The 18,530-nt window shown below is 61.2% G+C and carries 16 protein-coding genes; 9 read left to right on the forward strand and 7 right to left on the reverse strand.

Going from position 1 to position 18,530, the window contains the following annotated elements; genetic code table 11:
- Positions 1–53: 53 nt before the first annotated feature.
- The 3 genes from HGO38_RS02895 to HGO38_RS02905 form a co-directional block, all read right to left on the reverse strand.
- Complete coding sequence (locus HGO38_RS02895; RefSeq protein WP_250954405.1) at positions 54–1,334, reverse strand: ABC transporter substrate-binding protein; 1,281 nt, start codon at positions 1,332–1,334, stop codon at positions 54–56.
- 287 nt (positions 1,335–1,621) lie between these two features.
- Positions 1,622–3,379: an FAD-dependent monooxygenase gene (locus HGO38_RS02900; protein WP_250954406.1), complete on the reverse strand. Its 1,758-nt coding sequence runs from the start codon at positions 3,377–3,379 to the stop codon at positions 1,622–1,624.
- A gap of 31 nt (positions 3,380–3,410) precedes the next feature.
- The gene (locus tag HGO38_RS02905) at positions 3,411–4,484 is read right to left on the reverse strand and encodes a maleylacetate reductase (protein ID WP_250954407.1); all 1,074 of its coding nucleotides are present in this window, start codon (positions 4,482–4,484) and stop codon (positions 3,411–3,413) included.
- 101 nt (positions 4,485–4,585) lie between these two features.
- Here HGO38_RS02905 and HGO38_RS02910 point away from each other — a divergent pair, with 101 nt between their 5' ends.
- Positions 4,586–5,536 (forward strand): LysR family transcriptional regulator, encoded by a 951-nt coding sequence (locus HGO38_RS02910; RefSeq protein ID WP_250954408.1) that lies wholly within the window; start codon positions 4,586–4,588, stop codon positions 5,534–5,536.
- 977 nt (positions 5,537–6,513) lie between these two features.
- Here HGO38_RS02910 and HGO38_RS02915 read toward each other — a convergent pair.
- The 3 genes from HGO38_RS02915 to alaE all read right to left on the reverse strand — a co-directional run bounded on the left by HGO38_RS02915 (position 6,514) and on the right by alaE (position 8,587).
- On the reverse strand, positions 6,514–6,852 hold the full coding sequence (locus tag HGO38_RS02915; protein ID WP_250954409.1) for a hypothetical protein: 339 nt from the start codon (positions 6,850–6,852) through the stop codon (positions 6,514–6,516).
- A 7-nt stretch (positions 6,853–6,859) separates the two neighbouring features.
- Positions 6,860–7,699 carry a dioxygenase family protein gene (locus tag HGO38_RS02920; RefSeq protein ID WP_250954514.1) on the reverse strand — a complete coding sequence of 280 codons (840 nt, stop codon included), beginning with the start codon at positions 7,697–7,699 and terminating at the stop codon, positions 6,860–6,862.
- Between the two features lie 426 nt (positions 7,700–8,125).
- Positions 8,126–8,587, reverse strand: a complete 462-nt coding sequence (alaE, locus tag HGO38_RS02925) for an L-alanine exporter AlaE (protein ID WP_284739284.1) — start codon at positions 8,585–8,587, stop codon at positions 8,126–8,128.
- Between the two features lie 298 nt (positions 8,588–8,885).
- Between alaE and HGO38_RS02930 the strand changes: the two genes are divergently transcribed.
- The 8 genes from HGO38_RS02930 to HGO38_RS02965 all read left to right on the forward strand — a co-directional run bounded on the left by HGO38_RS02930 (position 8,886) and on the right by HGO38_RS02965 (position 17,419).
- Positions 8,886–9,707: an IclR family transcriptional regulator gene (locus HGO38_RS02930; protein ID WP_250954411.1), complete on the forward strand. Its 822-nt coding sequence runs from the start codon at positions 8,886–8,888 to the stop codon at positions 9,705–9,707.
- 3 nt (positions 9,708–9,710) lie between these two features.
- The gene (locus HGO38_RS02935) at positions 9,711–10,808 is read left to right on the forward strand and encodes an ABC transporter substrate-binding protein (RefSeq protein ID WP_250954412.1); all 1,098 of its coding nucleotides are present in this window, start codon (positions 9,711–9,713) and stop codon (positions 10,806–10,808) included.
- Between the two features lie 67 nt (positions 10,809–10,875).
- Positions 10,876–12,594: an ABC transporter permease gene (locus HGO38_RS02940; protein WP_250954413.1), complete on the forward strand. Its 1,719-nt coding sequence runs from the start codon at positions 10,876–10,878 to the stop codon at positions 12,592–12,594.
- On the forward strand, positions 12,587–13,663 hold the full coding sequence (locus HGO38_RS02945; RefSeq protein WP_250954414.1) for an ABC transporter ATP-binding protein: 1,077 nt from the start codon (positions 12,587–12,589) through the stop codon (positions 13,661–13,663). Before HGO38_RS02940 ends, HGO38_RS02945 begins: the two co-directional genes overlap by 8 nt.
- Before the next feature lie 7 nt (positions 13,664–13,670).
- Entirely contained in the window at positions 13,671–14,876 is a 1,206-nt protein-coding gene (locus tag HGO38_RS02950; RefSeq protein ID WP_250954415.1) for a CaiB/BaiF CoA transferase family protein, read from the forward strand.
- Positions 14,873–15,721, forward strand: coding sequence for an HpcH/HpaI aldolase/citrate lyase family protein (locus HGO38_RS02955; protein WP_250954416.1), 849 nt, complete (start codon positions 14,873–14,875; stop codon positions 15,719–15,721). Before HGO38_RS02950 ends, HGO38_RS02955 begins: the two co-directional genes overlap by 4 nt.
- Positions 15,718–16,734: a hydroxyacid dehydrogenase gene (locus HGO38_RS02960; protein ID WP_250954417.1), complete on the forward strand. Its 1,017-nt coding sequence runs from the start codon at positions 15,718–15,720 to the stop codon at positions 16,732–16,734. Before HGO38_RS02955 ends, HGO38_RS02960 begins: the two co-directional genes overlap by 4 nt.
- A 7-nt stretch (positions 16,735–16,741) precedes the next feature.
- A complete protein-coding gene (locus HGO38_RS02965) occupies positions 16,742–17,419 on the forward strand; it encodes an RraA family protein (RefSeq protein WP_250954418.1) in 678 nt (225 codons plus the stop codon).
- A gap of 204 nt (positions 17,420–17,623) precedes the next feature.
- On the opposite strand, the gene HGO38_RS02970 is transcribed toward HGO38_RS02965, so the two are convergent.
- Complete coding sequence (locus HGO38_RS02970) at positions 17,624–18,319, reverse strand: FadR/GntR family transcriptional regulator (RefSeq protein ID WP_250954419.1); 696 nt, start codon at positions 18,317–18,319, stop codon at positions 17,624–17,626.
- Positions 18,320–18,530 lie beyond the last annotated feature (211 nt).

Below are 18,530 nucleotides of genomic sequence, written 5' to 3' on the forward strand. Positions count from 1 at the left end.
GGTTCCTGGTCTCTCGAAAACCGCTCCGCTTTGGGCGGAGCGGTTGGTTGCGGTCAGGACAGGGGCTCAAGCTTGCCGCCCAGCGGCACGGATGGAATAAGCCCGTTCTCGACCACGACAAGATCGTAGCCGCCGCCGCTCTTGCGCCGCCACTGGCCGCCGACCAGCGGCGTCTTGGCGACATTCTTGCTGGCGAAGGGCGGCAGCTTGTCGCTGCCCCAGGCAACGGGTCCGACCAGCGTGTCGAGCTTGGTTTCGCCGATCGCCTTGGCCACGGCATCCGCATCGGCGACATCCTCGGCCCGTTTCATGACGTCCACTGCCAGTTCGAACAGCGCATGGGCAAAGCCGATCGGCTGCGTCCAGGGCCGGCCCGTCGCCGTGGTGAAGGCGGCCGCGACCTCAGCCGCCGTCTCGCCGGTCAGCGACGACTTGAACGGATGCGAGGGTGTCCACCAGACTTCGGTGGAGAGGTTATGGCCGGCATCGCCGAGCGCCTCGACGGTCTGCGGGAAGAGCAGCGCCTTGCCGATCGAAGCGATCTTCGGCTTCAGGCCCTGCTGCTTGGCCTGGTTCCAGAAGGTGGTGAGATCCGGCGGGATCATGACCCCGGTCAGGATATCCGTGCCCTTCTGCTTGAAGGCGTTGATCTGGGCGGAAAAATCGTCCGTCAGGTTCTGGTAGCGGCCGGTATCGGTCAGCCCATAGCCGAGCTTTTCCAGAACCGGCGGGAAGCCGACGGTCTTGTCGCCCCAGGCATTGCCGTCGCCATCGTTGGGAAACAGGCCGCCGACTTGTTTGTTGGTCTCGAGCTGTCCCCACATGCCGGTGAAGACGGCGATGATATCTTCGAGGCCCCAGAAGAAGTGATAGGCATAGTTGAACGGCTTCCAGCTTGCCGGATCGCCGGGATTGCCCTGCTGGCCGATGAACCACGGCTGCCACGGCGCGACGGTGGAAATGCAGGCCACGCCTTCCGCCTCGCAGGTGGTCGAAACCGGATTGGTCGTCTCCGGCGTCGAGGAGACCAGCATCAGGTTGACTTCGTCGTCAACGATCAGCTCTTTCGCCACTTCAGCCGCCCGGTTGGGATTCGACTGGCTGTCCTTGACGATGACCTCGTAATTGAGGCCCATGCCTTTGGTCGCCGCCTTGAAGGCGTCGATGACGAATTTGTCGGCCTCACCGAAGCCCGCAAGCGGGCCGGTCTGCGGGCTGACATAGCCGAGCTTGATGGCCACATCCTGGGCAATCGCCGGCGCGGCCAGGCCGGATGCGGCCACAACCGCCCCTCCGGCCGCCGTGGTCTTCAGAAAATCGCGTCTCGTGAACATGTTTCCTCCTCTTGTTGTTCCTGGCGCGCGTCAGGGTCTGTCGCCCGCCACACGCCGCCGTCCTTGCCCCAGGGATACGCGGCCTGCCATGTCCGGAAATCCCGTTACGTCAGCTTCGGGTGCGGGTCCCGCGATCCTCGATGGCGGCCATTGCACGGCTCAGCTTTGACATGCGTCTCCTCCCAAATCGGCGCGTCGCTGCATGAAGGCTAACAGGCGGCAATCACATAATTGATCTGTTTCCTCGCGGAAAACATGTCATCCGGTTATGAACTGCCGCCCACGCTTCAAAGTGCCAGAACCTGACGCAAGACCCGGCGCAGGTCATCGCCCGGCGCGGCACTCGCCCCCGTGCTGCGCCAGCAGACATGGTGGTCCGGCCGTACCAGAAGGCAGCCGGTATCGGCGATTTCGCTCAGCCGTGCCCAGTCGCCGCTGTGGTCGACATAGGTCTGGCGCGGACCGATCACATGGGTGGTGATCTCGATGCCGAGTTCGGCGCCCGCGGCCTTGGCTGCCTCGACCCAGGCTTTGCCGCCGAGCCCGGTCAGCAGCGTGAACTTGCCATGGCCGCACAGATCGAGCGTGGACACCTCGGTGCCGCCGACATGCTTATAGAGCCAGGCATGCGGCACGCGCCCCCCCGGCCAGGTGGTCGGCTGGTGATGGAGATCGGCGTCGAGCAGAAAATCGGGTTCGATCTGGCCATCGGTGACGATGGCGTTGGACCGGTAGCGCTGGTTCATTTCGACGCCATGGGCATCGAACTCGTATTTCTTGAAGGCGATGGCCTTGCGGATGGCCTCGCGCTGCTGTTCCGCCGCCTCGGTTCCGTCGGTGCGCGCCGCAAGGTTCTTCTGCATCTGCACGGGATCGACGCCCTCGCTCATGCCGAGCGCTGCAAAGATCGGTCCGGTTTCGCCGATCGACTGGTTGGCGCGGGTGACGATCTGCTTGGCAACGGGCGCGCGTTCGGTATCGTAACTCTCCAGCAGGCGCTCGCCGGCCTGACCCTTCAGGACCATCGCCAGTTTCCAGGCGAGATTGTAGGAATCCTGGATCGAGGTGTTCGAGCCAAGACCATTCGACGGCGGATGGCGGTGAATGGCATCGCCGACGCAGAACACCCGACCGTTCGACGTCCGCGTCGCGTAAAAATTGTTCACGGTCCAGGTATTGGCAGACAGCAGTTCGATCTCCAGATCGGGATCGCCGATCAGTTGCCGCGCGACGCCGGTGGCAAACTCGGCGGTCACATCCGGCTCGGGACCATTGATGTCGTAACCCCAGACGATCAGCCACTCGTTCCACGGCCGCACCATGCGCACCAGGCCCATGCCGATGCCGCCGACATCGGCGCCTGGCTGCATGACCCAGTAGAGAACGGAGGGACGATGGGCGACATATTTGCTGAGATCGGCCCGGAACAGGATGTTCATGGATCCGCCGACCCCCATCTTGCCTTCGAAGGGCAGGCCTGCATGTTCGGCGACCAGCGATTTGCCCCCGTCGGCACCGATCAGATATTTCGACTGGATGGTGAATTCGCGCCCGGACAGCCGGTCACGGCAGGTGGTGATGACGCCATCGGCCGTCTGCTCGTGGCGAAGATATTCGGTGGACATGCGCGCCTTTGTGCCGCGCGAACAGGCCGTCTTGAACAGCAGCGGTTCCATCATGGTCTGCGGCAGGTCGTTCATCTTGGTCGGCGACGACATCAGATGCTCGGCCTTGCTCAGCGGATGGTTGCCCCAGGCCTTCAGGCGACCGATTTCCTCGCCGGCCAGGCTTTCGCAGAAAATGTTCTCGCCCATCAATTCCTGGTGGGTGGCGAACATATAGGCCTCTTCCTCCACATCGCGGCCGAGATCGCGCAAGACCTCCATGGCACGCTGGTTGGTGATGTGGGCGCGTGGCGTATTGGCCAGCCAGTGATAACGGTTGATGACGACATTGCTGATCCCGTAGGTCGACAGCAGCGCTGCCGCCGCCGATCCGGCCGGTCCCGTGCCAATGATCAGCACATCAGTGGTAATTTCAGCCATTCAAGTCCTCCTCCCAATTTTCAAAAAAATGTCAGGCCAATGGCGGCTCGCCGGCCCAGGCAGCCTGTAACAGCTGCCGTATCGCATCCCGCTCCACCGGGCGGGGATTCCAGTATGGATTTTTCGCGGCCAGATCGGCCGCCCGGTCAAGGTCGCTCTCCTTCAGGCCCAGACCGTGCAGCGCCATCGGCGCGTTGACCGACTGGGCAAAGCGATACAATGCCATGCCCGGTTGGTCGTCTCCGAACAGCTCGGCCAAGGGCCGCAGTTCGTCGCGTGCCGCAGCAGCGTTGTAGGCAATGGCATGCGGGAGAACCACGGCATGGGTCTCGGCATGGGGCAGGTCGAAGCTGCCGCCCAGCGTGTGGCAAAGCTTGTGATGCAGTGCCATGCCGACCTGGCCCAGCACCGTGCCGCACAGCCATGCACCATAGAGCGTTTCGGCCCGCGCCCTGAGGTCGTCGGGATTGACCAGAACGCGCGGCAGGGCATCGCGGAAGGCGCGCATTCCCTCCACCGCCATCAGCGAGGTCAGCGGTGTGCGGTTCTGGGCGTAAAGCCCTTCGGCGGCATGGGCAATGGCGTTCAGCGCGCTCGTCACGGTCATGGCGACCGGCAGGGTGCGCACCAGTTCCGCGTCGTAGAGAATGACTTCCGGCTGGATTTTGGGACTGGTCAGCGTGGTCTTCACACCGTCTTCGGTCTCACCGAGAATGGCGGTCGCCTCGCTGCCGGCATAGGTGGTCGGCACGACGATCTGCGGCAGGTCGGTGCGCAGCGCAATCGCCTTGCCGAGCCCGGTGGTCGAGCCGCCGCCGATCGCCACGAGGCAATCGGCCGCAATGTCACGGGCATAGGCGACGGCCTCCTCGGAAATCGCCACCGGCGTGTGCATGCGGGCACCGGTAAACGTCCCGGCGGCGTGATCGCCGCACAGGCTTGCGAATTCCGCAGCGATATGCGCCTGCTCCGGCGTCGTCAGGATCAGGGCGCGCCGGCAATCGAGCCGCTTGATCTCGGCGACGAGATCATGGCGTATGCCGACACCGAACCGCACGCGAACGGCTGGCCACTGCGCGGCGAACTCGTCGCGAAAAAATGACATAAGGCTCCTCCTGCCGGTCGATCTCCATCCTCGAAAACCAACTTAAATCAGGTCATGTCGGATATTGATCGCAAGATTGAGACATAATATAATGTTCCGTTATGAAGATAGACAGCGAACATCTCGAAATTCTGGCGGTGATCGTCGAGAAGGGTGGCCTGACGGAAGGCGCTGATGCGCTCGGCAAGTCGCAGCCATCCGTTTCGCGGACCATGGCGCTGCTGGAGGAGCGGATCGGAACACCGCTGTTCGAGCCGGGCCGGCGGCCCTTGCGACCAACGGAACTTGGCAGCCAGCTGGCGCGCCTCGGCGCCCGCATCCGCACGCAAAGCCTGGAGGCCAGCCGGCTCGTGCAACGGTACCGGGAGGGACAGGCCGGACACCTGCGCCTGGGAGGAACGCCGATCTTCTTCGACGGCGTCGTCGCCAGCATGGTGGCGGATTTCCAGAACCGCCATTCGGATGTGCAGATCGCCCAGACCTACGGCTATTTCGACCAGCTGTCGGCAAGCCTGCGCAGCGGCGCGCTCGACCTTGCCATCCTGCCGGTGCATGCCAAGATGATCCCGTCGGACATGCACTTCACGCCGCTTCTGACCGGTCGCAATGTCATCGCCTGCAGCGCCACCCACCCTCTGGCGCGGCGCAGCGTCATCACGCTTGCCGATATCGAGCCCTATTCATGGATCGCGCCGCCTGCCGACAGCCCGCTGTTTCGCGATCTGCAGCGGGCCCTGAAGTCGATCGGGCTCGACGAGTTCAAGGTGAGTTTTTCCGGTGGCACGCTGGCGTCGATCTTCAGCGTCGTGGTGGGCTCGGATGCGTTGACGGTGCTGCCCTATTCGGTGGTCTTCAGCCACCGGCGGACAATCCCGATCCAGGCTCTGCCGTTGCGCATCGAGCATCCGGAGCGCCAGCTCGGCCTGCTGACCTTTGCCGACCGGGTGCCGCCGCCAGCCCTGCCACGCTTCGTGGCGTTCATCACCGAAAAATTCAAGCAGCTCGACTCTCGCATGGAGCACGAGCAGCAGGTGACCCGCCGCCGCGGGTAAGATGGCAAGCCACGCTGCTGAGGCCAGAGCGGAGAAGAAAGGAAAGACACGCGTAAGTCTCTGATACTGAATATTTTGCAATGTATCTTCAAGTCAATCCGGACAATATAAATTGCCTTGGCCCGGCTCCGATCTCTGCGAATTCGTTTAAATTTCACAAGATGCGCTGGCCTGAATATCCGTTTTTTGATTCTGAAATTCCCTGCGGCCCCTTCAAGTTCTCGTTGACATTTAATGTAGTCAATAACTATTATATTTTTACAATATTGTTATATGTCGCAAGTTGAATTTGCGGGATGTTCCAGTAAACATAAAATGCCTTGGCAAAATAGAGGGGCGAAACGGCCCTCGTTTTGTCCAGCGAAACTTGGGGGGGCTATATGAAACGATGTTTGTTTGTATTCGCTTTTTTGAGTCTGGCAGGGCAGGCCCTAGGGCAAGTTCTTCCTCCGGGGCCAATGCCACCGCCTCTTCCGGGGGGAATGCCGCCGCCTTTTCCCGGGGCAATGCCGCCGCCGCCTGTTTGTGTCGTTCCTCCCCCTCAACCCGGTATACCGCCGGTTGCTTGCCAGTTGCCCTTTCCCCTGCCGCCAGGCGCGCCATGTCAGTGTGTAATGCCTGGTGGAGGAGCCATTTTCGGGACTGTGTCTCCTTGAGAGCGCGCATTGATAATGCTTAATTAGCTATTGGTACTAAACACTTTAGTGGAACTGTACCGCGGCATGCGAGTGCCGATCGAATCCGGTATGCAGCGGGTATCTCGCTTCATGGGCCAATATAAACTGGCAATTGGTTTTCCGGTCGGACGATTTCGGCGCCTGTGTCCGAATGCGCTGGCTTGTACTGTGCGCGAATAGGGATGCAACCCTTGGCCGGCGGCGCTTGAATTCCAACGCCTAGCCATGGCGGGGTATGCCTATTGGCCGAAAAATCGGCCAATGAGTTTGATAAATGAGAACGGCATAAGCCGTCCCTATCTATTTCAACGCCACATAGGTTGCCGGGTCGAGTTGCGCGATGCGGACCGCCACCCGTGCGCCGGTCACCGAGACCAAAAGGGAGCGCAGTCGCTCGGCTGCCGCCCGGATGGCTTCATCCGTCCGGTCGGTGTGGGGCAGGATCAGGAGCTCGGTATTGATCGGCGGCTGATCCGGCATTCCCAGCACCCGGATCACCGCCAGTTGGCAGGCGGGCGGCGCCACGCGAAAGGCATCGCAGAGCAGGGTGCGGATCGGTTCAAGCGCTTCGCTGAGGCGCAGACGCACGCCATCGAAAATCGTTTCATCGACATAGATCTTCAGATTTGGCACCGCCACCTCACTCTCATACGGGCATCATGATGAAGTCGAAAGGGGAGCGCCAGAGCGTCGGGGCACCTTCCAGCCGTTCATAGGGAGCAATCAGCGTTTCCTTCACCCCGAACACCGAGTCGGACGACAGATATTGATCGCCGCCAACAAAGGTATGGGTGACGAGTTTGCGGAAACCGGGAGCGCTGATCATGTAATGCATGTGGGCCGGTCGCCAGGGATGGCGTCCGAGATGGCCGAGAAGCTGGCCCACCGGCCCGTCATCGGGGATCGGGTAGCTGACAGGGCGGATGCCGATAAAGCTGTAGTGGCCATCGGCCCCGGTGAAAAAGCGTCCCCGATTGTTCCACTGGGGCTGGATGCCCGGCTGCTGCACATCATAGAAACCGTCGGCATTGTCGGACCAGACGTCGACGCAGGCCCCTTCGATCGGCTGACCCTCAAGGTCGAGGACACGGCCTTCGAACAGGCAGCTTTCGCCCTTGCCATCCAGGCTGATGACCGCACCATGCTCGCGAACCGGCGCATTCTCGACATGGAAGGGACCAAGCACCGTGCTTTCGGTCGCGCCTTTTGGTCGACGGTTGGTGACGGCGTCCACCAGCATCGAACAGCCCAGCACATCCGAGAGCAGGATGAATTCCTGCCGTTCCTGCGTACAAATCTGGCCCGTCCTGGTCAGAAAATCGATCGCTACCGCCCACTCGTCGGAGGTCAGCTTCACCTCCTTGACGAAGGCGTGCAGGTGCTTGACGACACCTGCCATGATTTCAGCCAGCCGCGGATCCGTATCGATGCCGATGCGGGCATTCACGGTTTCGACTGACGCTTCCTCCACGAAATATGTCACGATATCCTCCTTGGGCCTCGGCGCGCTCCAGCGCCTATGCCCTGCAATTGACGTGCGCTTGCTTGTCGGCACTTTCTCCAACGGTGCCGAACCGCGCAATGCCATGACACTAGGGTAGTTTGATCGGCAATTTGATCGTTTCACATGCGCATAACATAACTTCTCATTATAAGTTGGGACGAACGACAGCCGGACCAGCGCGGGGTCGTTCGGGTGGATCACGCCGCGTGGTCGCGTCGCTCGCCGCGTTGGGGGGAAGGTTTAGAGGCCCAGCTCCTGCTCGCGCGGCAGAACCGCCGGCTCCGATTGATCCGCAACCAGAATTATGTCTAACGAATATCGACGCATGGAATTGAGGACTGGCGAGGTCCGCCGCAGGCGGTGGACAAACCGCTCAAGTCTGCAGTCGGCCGAAAAACGACCTTCAGGTCAAGCGTTCAGTGACATTGGCTTTTCGCCCCCAGGCGGCAGACGGAAGAGGCGCCTTATCCAGTTCAGAAATGCTCCGTAAGGTCGGCCTAGCACGAGCATCATCACCGCCGCACCCAGCACCCCTCGCACCAGGCCTTCGCCGGTGGCTCCGCTAAGCGCGATGATCGCAGCGTAGATCGGCACCTGAAAACTCATCAGTGCCCCGGAGTCCCATAGAACCTGGGAACATCGTGTTTCCTTCGCATGGCTCATCATAAAGTCGCGCCACAGGCCGTAAGGCCGCCCTACCGGAACCATCAGAACCCCTCCGATCAGACGAGCATGAAGGACTTGCTCCCAAGTCATTCCTGCGATGAACCGCTCGTTGATGATGCCGGTTGTGGTGAAGAACAGGATCAAAGCCAGCGTATCCGCGACATATGCCCATGTGCTTCCTGATCGCGTAGGTGTCTCTGCCAAGCGGTTTCTTCCCTTCGTCTGGTCATATCACGAGGGCAAAGCGCCCTAAGGTCTGGTTTGTTCCAAGACTGGAGGATCAATCAATGATCGCTGTTGGCGCATTGTTGCCGTCACTGTTGCAGGGGTAGCTTTCGGCACAGCCTACCGCGCTTGATCAATGAGCGGGTGCTGTTGCCTCCGGGCCATCAGCCACGACGTGCGATTCGGCTGTGTAAAATCACCCTCACTTGGCGCTCCAGCTCTTCGGACATTCCCACCCCAAGGCCAGGCTCGGAGTCTCGACACTGTCGATTCAAGATTGACCGCAGGTACGATATTCAGTATCATGCGTTCATTCAGTATAGTGAACGATCTGGGAGGGTCTCTTTTGAGTGGTCGTGGGGTCGAGCGTGTCCTTGATATGATCGAGTGGTTTGCCGCTTCGACGGGGCCGGCCGGGCTGTCGGAGATTGCTGCGGCCTTGGCCATGCCGAAGTCGAGCGCATTGCAAATGCTGCAGTCATTGACTGAGCGCGGCTACGTTCGCCGTCTTGAGAGCGGCGAATACGAACTGCGGCGCCTCCCGGGAGAAATTTCGTCCGACGGTCACAACTACGGTGCGCTGATCGCACTGATATCGCCCTATATGCTGGCGGCTGTGGAGCAGACCGGGGAGAGCGGCTTCATTGCCGTGCTCGAAGGACAGTCGATCCGCTATCTCAACAAGGTCCTGCCGAAACGCGAAATCCTTTACGATCGCGACATCGTTCCAACGCGACCAGCGCACAAGGTTGCAAGCGGAATTGTCCTTCTTGCTGCCGGTAGCGACGCGAAGGTCGATAGCTACGTGTCTGCCGCATCTCTTTCCGAAGCCGAAGAGGCGAAGCTGCGCGAAGCCGTGGCGAGCGCCAGAGCGTCAGGCGTCTATGTCAATCCCATGGGGATCGTTGAAGGAGCGGCAGGGGCTGCTGCTCCCATCGTCGGAGCGAGTGGCGAGGTCATTGCCGCGTTCAACATTTCCGGTCCCCAGGCAAGGTTCATCTCAAATTCCGGCCGCATCAGTGACGTGGTCAGGGAAACTGCGGTCGCGATCAGTGAGGAGCTGTCGCGTCGCCGTCGTCGTCTATCCAAAGGGAGGTAAGCAATGAAATTGACCACACTTTCGGCCGTTGCAGGGTTGCTCGTCGGCATTGCCGGCATGGCTCATGCGCAGGACGTGCCTGAGGGCTATCCGGCCGAATATTCAGCGATCATCGAAGGATCGCGCTCCGAAGCCGGGCTGATGATCTACTCCAACATGGCGGATAACAACTGGCAGCCGATCATCAAGGGCTTCACCGCAAAGTATCCGTGGGTGAAGGTCGAGACGGTGGATCTCGGATCCGGCACTGTGCATTCGCGCTGGGAGGCTGAAAAGGGCTCGAACGCCCGCACCGCCGATCTCCTCGTATCCGGTGCCAATGACCGCTGGGCGTCCTATGGCAAGGACGGGTTGATGGAAGACTACACAAGCCCCGAAGTTGCAAAGCTGCCGGAATTTGCCCATCCGTATCCGGGCGTAAACGTCCTTTCGACGGACCCGCTCGTCATCACCTACAATGCCGCGCTGCTCTCGGAAGACCTGCGTCCGAAGGGGTTTGCGTCATTGGTTGCTGCCGCGACGGCCGATCCGGACGATTTCAAAGGCAAGATCACCACCTATGACGCCGCCCGCAACAGTTTTGGACTGAGCGCCTGGTGGAGCTATATGAACAAGAAGGGTGAACAAGGCTGGAGCGACCTTCGCAAGATCGGACCGATGATCCGTGGCGAAACGTCCGGCGGCCCGATGAATGAAAAGATCGCGACTGGCGAGTACTTGATGGGCATCGCCGTATCCGGGATCACCATCTTTCCGCGACTGGAGCAGCCGGGCGGCGAGGTTCTCGGTTTTGCATTTCCCGACGACGGTACGATCATGATGCTGCGTGGCATGGGCATTCCCAAGGGCGTCGCCAATCCGAATTCGGCGAAGCTCTTCGTCGACTATGCCCTGAGCCAGGAAGGGCAGACGCTCGTCGGCAAGGGGGGACTGGTTCCCTATCGTGAAGACGTGGCCGAAGACCAGGTCCGCTACACCTTCCAGAAGATCGGCGGTCTCGTCGGCGAGGACAACATGATCATTGCAGGTTTCGACCAGCGTCTGATCACCGAGGCCGGGCCCTTCGTCGAGAAGTGGAATGCGGCAATCGCTGGCCGCTAAGGCTCCGCGCGAGGGCCGTCCACGGTTTTGTGGCGGCCCTCCCAACAAACCCTGACAGGAAAATTCGATGACGGATATCAGCCACGCCGGCGCGGCCGGAAGGGGGATTGACCGATCGCGTGCGATCTACTGGGGCGTTGCGGCGCTGACGACGATCCTCGTATTCGGTCCGATCACCCCGATCGTCTTCCAGGCCTTCCTCGACAAGCCGCTCTATGACGAGACGGCTGTCTTGACGGTCGGCAATTTCAGCCGTCTGTTCAGCGAACCCGGCATGGCCGGCGTCTTTTTCAACACGCTTTACTTCGGTGCGTTGACGATGGTCGTTGCGCAGGTCTTCGGCGCGATCATGGCCGTTTTGGTCGGTCGCACCAATCTTCCCGGACGCAAGTGGCTTGGTGAAATCTTCATCTGGCCGTTGTTCGTCTCGAACCTCGTCATCGCCTTCGGCTGGTTCACCATGTACGGCCCGTCGGGTTTTATGACGCTCGCGGCCAAGACCTATCTTGGTGGCGCACCGTGGAACCTCTACAGCGTCACGGGCATGGGCGTGGTTGCGGGACTGAGCCAGGCACCGCTGACATATCTGATGTGCCTTGCCGCTGTCACCAAGGCCGATCCGCTGCTGGAGGACGCGGCGCGCTCGACGGGTGCTGGCCCTTTCCGGGCGCTGTTTTCGGTGACCATTCCGATGATCCGCCCTGCGATCATCTATTCTGCCGTGCTGAACTTTGTCGTCGGCATCGAGATGCTGGCGATCCCGCTTCTATTTGGCGGCCCGTCCGGTATTCAGACCGTGACCACCTTCCTCTACAATGCCGGCATCAATGCCTCGGTGCGCCCGGAATACGGGATCGTCGGTGCCGCCGCCGTCATTCTTTTGGTCGTCGTGGCGCTGCTCGTCTGGCTTCAGGGCTTCCTGATGAAGTCGTCCGGTCGCTTCGTCACCGTGCGCGGCAAGGCAAGCCGCCCTTCGACACTCGATCTTGGGCCATGGCGCTGGCCAGCCTTCATCTTTGTCTTCGCCTTTGCCTTTCTGACGATCATCTCGATCTTCGGCGGCATCTTCATGCGCTCGATGGTGAGTTTCCTCACCCCGCTGATCCCGTTCTGGAAAGTGCTGACAACCGCCAATTTTGAACTTGTCATGGGATCGGCCAACTATGTGCGCTCGATCGTCAACTCCATGCTTGTCGCAACGATCGGTGCTGCGATCGGCACATTCTTCATCCTGGTCATCGCTCTGGTCGCACGTCGTTCGGACTTCCGGCACAACCGCGCACTCGAATATATCGCGCTTTTCCCGCGCGCGCTGCCGGGCATCATCGCCGGCCTCGGCTTCTTCTACGCGATCATCTGGCTGCCGGGAGCAGACGTCATCCGCGGCACGATCGCCGTGCTGATCCTTGCCTTCATGATCCGCTACATTCCGGTCGGCTTTGGCGCCATCGCGCCAGCGCTTGCCCAGATCGGGGAGGAGCTCGACCGGGGTGCACGCATTTCCGGCGCGGACTGGTGGACCACCGTGACGCGCATCATCGTGCCGATCCTGAAGCCGGCGCTGTTCAGCTGCTATGCACTGCTCTTCATCCACTTCTTCAAGGAATATGTGACCGCGGCCTTTCTCTACCAGCCCGGTTCCGAGATCATCGGGACCACCATGCTGCAGCTCGTCGCCCAGGGCGACAATGGCCCGGTCTCCGCTCTCGCAACCATCCAAGTCATCATTACCGCCGCGTTCGTCATACTCGCACGCCGCGTCATGGGAGCCAAAATCTATGGCTGATCTTGTTCTGCAGAACCTCACCATCAAATACGGCGCCGTCACGGCCGTCGACAATCTCAACATTCATGTCGCTTCGGGCGAGTTCCTGACGCTGCTTGGACCGTCCGGTTGCGGCAAGTCGACCTCGCTGTTTGCCGTTGCCGGCCTCAACCACGCGACATCAGGCACGATCCGGATCGGCGATCGGGTGCTATTCGACGGCAATCCGAGCAACACGGTGCCGCCGGAGAAGCGCAATATCGGTCTCGTCTTCCAGTCCTATGCGCTGTGGCCGCACAAGACGGTGGCGGAAAATCTGGCCTTTCCTCTGATGCTTCGAAAGATCGGCAGGGCGGAGCGCGACGAGCGCATCAAGGATGCACTGGGTCTCGTCGAGATGCTGCCTTACGCCAACCGTTATCCCTTCGAGCTTTCGGGCGGACAGCAGCAACGCGTTGCGCTCGCGCGTGCCCTGGTCTATCGGCCGCCTCTTCTCCTGCTGGACGAACCGCTGTCTAACCTCGATGCGAAACTGCGCGAGCGGGCCCGCGTCTGGCTTCGCGAGCTGCAGGAGCGGTTGAAAGTCACCACCATTTACGTCACCCATGATCAGTCTGAAGCGCTCGCCGTTTCCGACCGGATTGCGGTGATGAGCATGGGCCGTATGCGCCAGCTCGGCACGCCGCGCGAAATCTACGAGCGGCCCGCCGACAGTTTTGTCGCGGATTTCATTGGATCATCGAATTTCTTCGATGGCACGATGATCGAGAGCGGCACGGACGCAGCCCGGGTCCGCCTGGTCGATGGCAGCGAGATCGTGACGCCGCCGGGCCCAGCGGATGCGACGGGCGCGGTGGTTGTCGCGGTTCGGCCGGAGAAGATCGAAATCGTCAACCAAACTGGCCCGAATACCTTGCGGGTGACGATTGAGCAGCGAACTTATCTGGGCTCCGTCTGGCAATATGCGGTGCGCTCGGGTCCGATCGAGTTTCGCATTCAGACACCGCTGGAACTGAAGGACGGGTCCATTCTGGTGCATGTCCCCAAGGATTATTGCGCCGTTTTTCCCGGAAACCGCGACCAGAATTGAGGTCAAGATGGCAGAGAATACAAAGACCGTCCGATTTCAGCCCGATCGCAAGGGGCCGTTGCATGGCATCCGCGTCATCGATCTCAGTCGTGTCGTGGCAGGCAACATGCTGTCGCTCCAGCTCGGCGATTTCGGTGCGGATGTCGTCAAGGTCGAGCCCCCACAGGGGGATGCCTTGCGAGAATGGCGCGACGATGGTCATTCCCTCCACTGGAAGACCTATGGGCGCAACAAGCGCTCGATCGCGCTCAATCTGCGCCAGCCGAAGGCGCTGGAAGCGCTGACGAAGCTGCTCGAAACGGCCGACGTCTTTATCGAGAACTTTCGTCCGGGCACGCTCGAGGAGATGGGGCTGTCTCCGAAGGCCTTGCTGGAACTCAACCCGAAACTGGTCATCGTGCGGATTTCCGGTTTCGGCCAGACGGGCCCCTATGCCAAGCTTCCCGGCTTCGGCACGCTGGTGGAAGCGATGAGCGGCTTTGCCATGCGCACCGGGTTCCCCGACCGTGAACCGGTGCTGCCTCCCCTGGCGCTGGCTGACATGATTTCCGGTTTGACCGGGGCCAATGCGGTGATGATGGCGCTGTTTGCCCGTGAACGGGGCGATGCTGCGGGCCAGGTCATCGACCTCTCGCTGCTCGAGCCGATCTTCGCATCGCTCGGGCCCGAGGCTTCGATCTATCATGTCACAGGCAAGGTCAAGGAACGGTCCGGCTCGGGCTCCAACACGGTTTCGCCGCGCAACGTGTATCTGTGCCGCGATGGCAAGTATGTGGCGCTCTCCGGCTCGACGCAAGCGATCGCGAGGCGCATCTTCGAGATCGTCGGCCGGCCCGACATGAAGGACGATCCCCGCTTTGCGACCAATGCGGAGCGCGTGAAGCATCGCGAACTGGTCGACGCGGCGCTCGCGGCCTGGTTTCGCACACGAACCCGGGACGAAGCCCTTTCGGAGATGCGCAAGGCGGGCGCCACCGTTGGTCCCGTCTATGACATCGCCGACATCAGCACCGATCGGCATTTCGCCGAGCGGGAGATTGTGGTCAATGTCGAGGATGCCGATCTCGGCAGCATTCCCCAGCACAACATATTCCCACGGTTTTCGCAGACACCCGGGGTCTTTCGCCACCCGGCGCCCGAAGTCGGCGAGCAGACCGAGGCTATTCTGGCCGAAATCGGCATGACCCTGGGTGATCTGGAGGGGGACGAATGATCGCCTCGCTTCTTTATGTCCCAGGCAATGCGCCGCGATTTCTGGAAAAGGCCGGGCACCGTGGCGCCGATGTCGTGATCGTCGATCTCGAGGATGCCGTGCCGGAAACGGCCAAGACCGAGGCGCGGGACAATCTGACGAAATGGGTTCCGGAGATCAAACGCACGGGCGGCCAGGTTTTCGTCCGCATCAACAATGGTGATCGCTTGTTCGACGATGCCGTGGCGGCGACGCTGGCCGGAGCCGATGCGCTCTATATTCCCAAGGTCAGTGGCGTGGACATTCTCACGGGTCTCGCCGACCATCTTGAACGACATGAGACAGAGCGGGCACCGATCAAGTTCGTGCCCTTGATCGAAGACTTGAAAGGCCTGTTCGAGGTTCGTGCCATCGCTCACGGTCCACGGGTCCTGGCGGTCACCTCCGGTGGCGAGGATCTGGCAACCGCCATGGGCGCCCAGCCGACACCCGATGTGCTGCGCTATCCCAAGCTGATGATCCATTATGCGGCCAAGGAGGCGGGAGTGCTCTCCTTCGGCATGCTGCGGACCACCGTGGACTTTGCCGACAAGGAGGCGCTTCGGGCCGCGGCATCGGAGGCGCGTCAGTTCGGCTTTGACGGCGCAACCTGCATCCACCCGTCGGTGGTGCCGATCCTCAACGAATGTTTCGCGGCCAGCCCGGACGAAATCGCCTGGGCGCAGAAAGTCATAGCAGCCAACGAGAAAGAGGCCGCCATGGGGCGAGGGGCCTTCATGCTGGATGGCAGGTTCATCGATGCGCCGATCGTGACACGCGCACAAAATCTTTTAGACCGCTTTGAGAAAGGACGGGCCACCTTATGACCCATGACAGTTTCCAGGGGGTACGGCACGGCCAACGGGGTCGGCGAATCCTCGTCACCCACAACAAGATTGCCGAGAAGGCGATCCGGCTCCTGAACGATCACGACATCGACGTGTTCTTCTCGCCACCCTACGATGCATCTGACATTGTCGCCAAGCGCGCAGCGGAGCTTGGGATCGACGGCATGATGGTGCGCCAGGGACGCATCACCGAGGAGGTGATCGCCGCCTCGCCCCGTCTCAAGGTCATTGCCAAGCACGGCGTGGGTATCGACAATGTCGATATCGCCGCTGCCGCAAGGCTCGGGATCCCGGTGCTGCGAGCGATGGGGTCGAACTCCCGTGCCGTCGCCGAACATACGATCGCGCTGGCGCTCAGCCTCATCAAGGAGATCTTGCCGCTCGACAAGGCTGTGAAAAGCGGCGAATGGCCAAAGCCGACCTTCATCGGCAAGGATTTTCTCGGAGCGACGATCGGCCTGATCGGTTACGGCGGTATCGGGCGGGAAACGGCCCGCATGGCGGAAGCGCTTGGCATGGAAGTGGTGGTGCACGACCCCTTCGCCCCGGGGGCCGCGGAAGCGGACGGCTTCGCCTCGGCAAGCGACATCGACAGCATGTTGCCGGATCTGGACATCCTCAGCATTCATTGCCCGCTGACGGCGGCAACCCGCGACCTGATCGGCGCACGTCGGCTGGGCCTGATGAAGAAGACCGCTGTTCTGGTCAACACCGCCCGAGGCGGCATCATCAATGAGGCGGCGCTTGCCGATGCGCTGTCCGCAGGCACGGTTGCAGGCGCCGCACTCGATAGTTTTGCCACCGAACCACCGGCTGCCGACAGCCCGCTCTGGGCCTTGAGCACCCTGATCGCCACCCCGCATATCGGCGGCGTGACCTACGGCTCCGCCGACGCGATGGCCGTGATCGCTGCCCAGCACATCATCAGCATTCTCGACGGCAACGCGCCGGACGAGCGTTCTGTTGCCCGCCCCACCGAACTTTCCATCTGAGGCTCTCATGACTTACGGATTTCGCATCAAATTGAACTGGGATCGTATCGATCCGGCGCTTGTCGAATCGTTCAAATCCCTTCCGGTCGCCAATGTCAGCGATTCCATGTCTCGCATTTGCGGGCTTGGTACGGGCATACGGCCTATGCACCGGTCCGGCAATCTCGCTGGCGCGGCCTTGACCGTGAGAACGCGTCCTGGCGATAATCTTATGCTGCATAAGGCCATCGACATGGCGCAACCCGGCGACATTATCGTGGTCGATGCAGCTGGCGACATGGCGAATTCCCTGATGGGGGAGTTGATGCTCGCCCATGCGATCCGTCGCGGCGTCAAGGGTTTCGTGCTGGACGGTGCCATCCGCGATGCCGAGGCTTTTCTGGAGCGAAATATTCCCGTCTTTGCGCGCGGGGTGACCCATCGCGGCCCTTACCGCACGGGCCCTGGAGAAATAGGCTTGCCGATTGCGATCAACGGCACGGTCGTCGAACCCGGCGACCTGATCCTTGGCGATATCGACGGGGTTGTCTGCGTTCCGAAGGCGGACGCGTCCGCGATTCTCAAGGCGGCGACCAAAAAGCACGAGGCAGAGGCAAAGCAGATGGCAGAGACTGAGGCCGGCGTGGTCAATCGTGAATGGGTCGACAAATTCCTCAAGGAGGCCGGCTGCGAGTTTATCGAGTAGGCCGTTGCGCCCAACATGTCACGGACGATGCGCGGCGTTGCACCGCGCATCGTCATCCATCAAAGTTCGATGGTGCAACCCAGTCGGGCAAGGACAGCTGCGACCCAGGCACGGTCATTGCGCGGACACTCTTATGCTCTCGCGCGGCCCTTTCGTTTCGGTCTGAAATTTTCGCGACTGTTGGAGCCCATGGGGCCGCTTCAGCTAAACAACGACGCCGAAGCGGCTGGCCATCTTGCGTTGAACCACGGCCAAGTGCTCCCACATGGCGCGCTCGGCGCGGTTGGGGTCGCGAGCCGCGATCGCGTCGGCGATCATCTGGTGCTCGCTGTCGCGCGCTTTGATGCGATCGGCTGTCGTCTCGTCGTCGCTGTCGGCAAAACGCAGCCGGCTGTCGTTTTGGACCTGATAGAGCAGAATGTGAAGTTCCCCGGCCAGGCTGTTACGCGAGCCGGCGGCTATGGCGCGATGGAACAATTGGTCGGCCTGGCTCGGACTCATGCCGGGATGCGATTTTGCCTGTTGCAGGATCCGGCTGATTTCTGCCGGCGAGGCGCGCAGTGCCGCAAGCCGGGCCAGCACCGGCTCTATCATCATGCGCATCTCCATGACTTCCATGGGATTCGTCGACTGTACCAGCCTGTCGCTCCGGTTGGTTGCAGGCGAGGGTAAGCGTCGTCCGCTGCGGGTCGGCTGCAGCTCGCCCCGTTGGCGCAGGATCTGGAGCACCTTGCGCAATTGATGGCGCTTGACGTTCAGGCGGTCTGCCAGCAGGCGCTCAGCCGGCAGGCTGCCTTCTTCATCGATGATCCGGCGCAGGACTTCCACCACATCGGCGGGCTCTTGAGCACCGCCCATTGTAACAATGTCATCGATCATCCGTTGATCTGGCTGCTGCATGGAATTCCCTTCTGCCAACATGTCCGCTCCCACATCCCCGTCTCCACGGGGCTCACTCGTTGGAGAATCGGCAGGCCGGAGGCCAATGCCACCTTTTTTAGAGACGGGTCGGCCCGGATGCCTGGGGTCAACTTGCCCCGAGTCAATCGACCGGTTTCGGCGAGTATGTCACAGGCCAGCGAGGTGCAATTGATTCCGATCAACTGGCCCG

The organism is Rhizobium sp. CG5 (assembly GCF_023701945.1).
GTDB lineage: Bacteria > Pseudomonadota > Alphaproteobacteria > Rhizobiales > Rhizobiaceae > Allorhizobium.